Consider the following 2,808-nt stretch of genomic DNA (forward strand, 5'->3'; position numbering starts at 1 on the left):
AGCAGAGAATGTTCCTCAGTATTTGAAGCTACGTTGTGCTTATCTCAACGGCGATATTGCCTGAGTATTTTTACTCATTGCAAAACTGGGATGCTCCCGTGGCACAGGATGTAAATTATGTAATTGTTAAGGAGGGTTAAATTTATGGCCATAATTACAGGAACTAATGGCAACGACATACTGTTTGGTACCGCTGGCAACGACACCCTCGATGGTCTCTTGGGTGCCGACACGATGGATGGTGGTGATGGCAACGACACCTACTACGTGGACAATGTGGGCGACATCGTCAAGGAATTCTACGATGATTCCCTGGGTGGGACAGCTGATACAGTATTTGCCTCAGTCACTTATTCCCTAGCACCAGGGACATTTTATAACCAAGGATATGGGATTGAGAACTTGACCCTGACGGGGAGTGGCAATATCAACGCTACTGGCAATAGCAAAAACAACATCCTCAAGGGCAACAGCGGCAGCAATGTCCTCAATGGTGGTGTGGGTGCCGACACTATGGATGGTGGTGATGGCAACGACACCTACTTCGTGGACAATGTGGGCGATATCGTCAAGGAGGTCTTCGATGATTCCCTGGGTGGGACAGCTGATACGGTATCTGCCTCAGTCACTTATTCTCTAGCACCGGGGACAGCTGGGAACCAAGGATATGGGATTGAGAACTTGACCCTGACGGGGAGTAGCAATATCAACGCTACTGGCAATAGCAAAAACAACGTCCTCACGGGCAACGCCTCGGCCAACACGTTCTTCGGCACCGCTGGCAACGACACGATTAATGGTGGTGCTGGCGTCGATACGGCCAACTACAGCGCTCTGAGCAATGTCGTCACTTTGGGTGCCTTCGGGGTGTTGAACAAGGGAGCGCTGGGTACCGACACCTTGATTGCCGTGGAATCGATTGTGGGCAGCAGCCTGCTGGGCGACACGGTGGATCACAGCGGTGCCAGCGTGGCTCCCGCCACGGGAACGGTTACCAACCTCACCACCGGCGTGGTGAAGGTGAACGGCACGGCCGCGCCGCTGCCCTTGACCTTCACGGTGAGCCAGTTTGAAAACGTCATCGGCAGCAGCTTTGCCGACACGATCACGGGCAACAGCACCAACAATTCCCTCAATGGCGGAGCGGGGAATGACAGCCTCGATGGTGGTGCTGGCAATGATACCCTGATTGGTGGTGATGGCAACGACATCCTGATTGGTGGTGCTGGCAATGACACCCTGACTGGTGGTGCTGGTGCCGATAAGTTCCGCTTCAATTTCCTCTCCGAGAAAGTTGATACTATCCAAGACTTTTTATGGCCAGAAGGAGACAAAATTGAAGTTAGCCAATCGGGTTTTGGAGCCACTTCTCTGAGTCAGATCAGTTACAACGCATGGACTGGATCACTTTCATTTTTAGGGACCGAGTTTGCTATCTTGGCAAACCTTCCAGCTGGTTTTGCGGTTTCTCTTGACGTAGTTCTTATTTAGTAAACCTAGAAACGCTATATATCAAAATTGAGTCATGGATGGAGCCGAAACTTCCTCGCATGACTCAATTTCTTTTTCAACCATATTTTGGAATACCAGCTATTAGTTGTTAAGCAACTGAAGTAAGGTGGGTATTGCCCACCCTATTGTTGTATGGATGTAAGTTGGATTGCAAGCTCCAGTTTTTAACCAGGGAACCAATCTTCATCAAGAATTTTCTCAATTGTCCAAGGACAGTCAACTGGTAAAGTTAATCCACTTTTGCGGCTCGCTTTTCCCAGAGCTTTTTGATAACAATAACCAAACCGTTCTAAGGCATGATTGTAGATTACCTTAGAGCGAAACAGCAAGCTCAATTCCAATCTGAAATTATCTATCTCGTCTGTCCAGTGGGGTAGGTAGTAAGGATGCTTCCAGTAGGCGTAAAGTAGCAGGTGACTGAGGAGTTGAATAAGAAAGCTTTCTGCTTTGTATTTGCGTTCATCAACCATTTCCTCTAATTCCTCGGCTAAAGTTTGCCAATCTAAAGTATTGCGCTCAGGCGATCGCAGTTTTTCTGCCTGGTCTTGCAGCCAAGCTACATAGTCTTTCTCATATAGGGTTTCAGCCATTAATTTTACCTCTATACTAATCTTTTTTTGTCCTATCAAAATATAGCTCTCATTGTATAGCTCAAGCACCAAGAAAATGCTGGTTATTGAAATATTACATCCCATCATTCAGTCAATAGACCTCTGGTAAAAATCAAAAATTGTTGTTAGGGTTAGTGCGATGCCGAAGGCACTGCGTAGCAGTACGCCATCGCTGTAGGGTGCGTTCCCTAATGTGGCTCCTACTGCCGCACCGATAGATTTTTGGGAACGCACCATGCTAATTCATTCGAGCAAGTGATTACAAGCTATACTTTAGAAGGTCATAATCTGAGATTTATTAAACTTCTGAAATGGTAGAGTGAGCAAGGAATCAAGTTCTTTTTTATGTTTCCGATGGGAATCATTCAGACAGAGAATCCCAACGATGGCACTGTTGAAGATATCGAACTAGGAATCCCGCTCGGACAAGCTGAAAAAGTTTACGGTAAAGCGACGTTACCCCTGTGCAACTATATCTTTAGTCTTGATTTACAAGGCTCTCAGAAATCAGCCGAGATAAAGTATCCTCGGGAACCCTGATTCTGTCCCTATTTAGGGCTTGCTGAAAAAGTTTTTCCTGGGGGCAGGGTGTGGGGTGTGGGGTGTGGGGTGTGGGGTTTTATCGATTTTCAGGTGGTCAACTACCTAATTTTCAGGGAAAAAGTACCTGAATTTTCCCCCCAAT

4 protein-coding genes and 1 pseudogene are annotated in these 2,808 nt (G+C 47.0%); 2 read left to right on the plus strand and 3 right to left on the minus strand.

Going from position 1 to position 2,808, the window contains the following annotated elements; translation table 11 throughout:
* Positions 1 to 144 precede the first annotated feature (144 nt).
* Positions 145 to 1,491 carry a calcium-binding protein gene (locus tag PX482_RS24680; protein ID WP_288027969.1) on the plus strand — a complete coding sequence of 449 codons (1,347 nt, stop codon included), beginning with the start codon at positions 145 to 147 and terminating at the stop codon, positions 1,489 to 1,491.
* A 185-nt stretch (positions 1,492 to 1,676) separates the two neighbouring features.
* On the opposite strand, the gene PX482_RS24685 is transcribed toward PX482_RS24680, so the two are convergent.
* The 3 genes and pseudogenes from PX482_RS24685 to PX482_RS24695 form a co-directional block, all read right to left on the minus strand.
* Positions 1,677 to 2,102, minus strand: coding sequence for a DUF29 domain-containing protein (locus tag PX482_RS24685; protein ID WP_043998986.1), 426 nt, complete (start codon positions 2,100 to 2,102; stop codon positions 1,677 to 1,679).
* A gap of 108 nt (positions 2,103 to 2,210) precedes the next feature.
* Positions 2,211 to 2,360 carry a hypothetical protein gene (locus tag PX482_RS24690; protein WP_162528344.1) on the minus strand — a complete coding sequence of 50 codons (150 nt, stop codon included), beginning with the start codon at positions 2,358 to 2,360 and terminating at the stop codon, positions 2,211 to 2,213.
* Between the two features lie 36 nt (positions 2,361 to 2,396).
* Positions 2,397 to 2,531, minus strand: a pseudogene (locus PX482_RS24695) (IS630 family transposase); the annotation flags it as partial.
* On the opposite strand from PX482_RS24695, the gene PX482_RS24700 reads away from it, so the two are divergent.
* Complete coding sequence (locus tag PX482_RS24700; RefSeq protein ID WP_002758403.1) at positions 2,469 to 2,663, plus strand: hypothetical protein; 195 nt, start codon at positions 2,469 to 2,471, stop codon at positions 2,661 to 2,663. The pseudogene PX482_RS24695 and the gene PX482_RS24700 sit on opposite strands and share 63 nt — an antisense overlap.
* The last annotated feature ends 145 nt before the right edge of the window (positions 2,664 to 2,808 follow it).

Source organism: Microcystis sp. M53602_WE12 (genome assembly GCF_030065455.1).
Lineage (GTDB): Bacteria > Cyanobacteriota > Cyanobacteriia > Cyanobacteriales > Microcystaceae > Microcystis > Microcystis aeruginosa.